Origin of the sequence: Corallococcus sp. CA047B, assembly GCF_003612065.1 — a bacterium.
Classification (GTDB): domain Bacteria; phylum Myxococcota; class Myxococcia; order Myxococcales; family Myxococcaceae; genus Corallococcus; species Corallococcus praedator.
In genome coordinates, this window is the sequence record NZ_RAWD01000735.1 from 1 (window position 1) to 433 (window position 433).

The following is a 433-nucleotide window of genomic DNA, read 5'->3' on the forward strand; positions in this document are numbered from 1 at the left end:
GCATTCCCAACAACAGACTCCATCGAAGCACGCGGACCTTCACGAGAGACTCCTGCACCGCACTCCCGGCCCGGCCTCCGAGACGTCATGGACCGGCGCCATGAGCACGCGGCATGCCATGGGTACCGACAGGGCAGCTCCCAGGAGGAGTCACCCGGGCCCCTCACGACAGGGAGCCGGATCTTCGTGACGGAAACCCCGGCGCCTGACAGCCCTGTCGCGGTGCCGTCACACCCGCCGGGTGACGTAGAAGTCCGCCACCAGGGCGACGAGCAGCAGCACCAGCGGCCAGCGGGCCCGTCCCGGCGCATCGCCACGTTCCTCCTCGTCACCGGACTCGCGAGCGGGCACATCCGCCTCTCCGCGCCCGCGCAGGTCGGACTCGCGAGCGTCCAGCGCCAGCACCTCCGCCGCATCCACCTCGTCACCCTCG

The 433-nt window shown here is 70.7% G+C and carries 1 pseudogene; it reads right to left on the bottom strand.

Annotation, left to right across the window (positions count from 1 at the left end):
* Positions 1 to 228: 228 nt before the first annotated feature.
* Positions 229 to 433 (bottom strand): annotated as a pseudogene (locus D7X74_RS42425) (hypothetical protein); the annotation flags it as partial.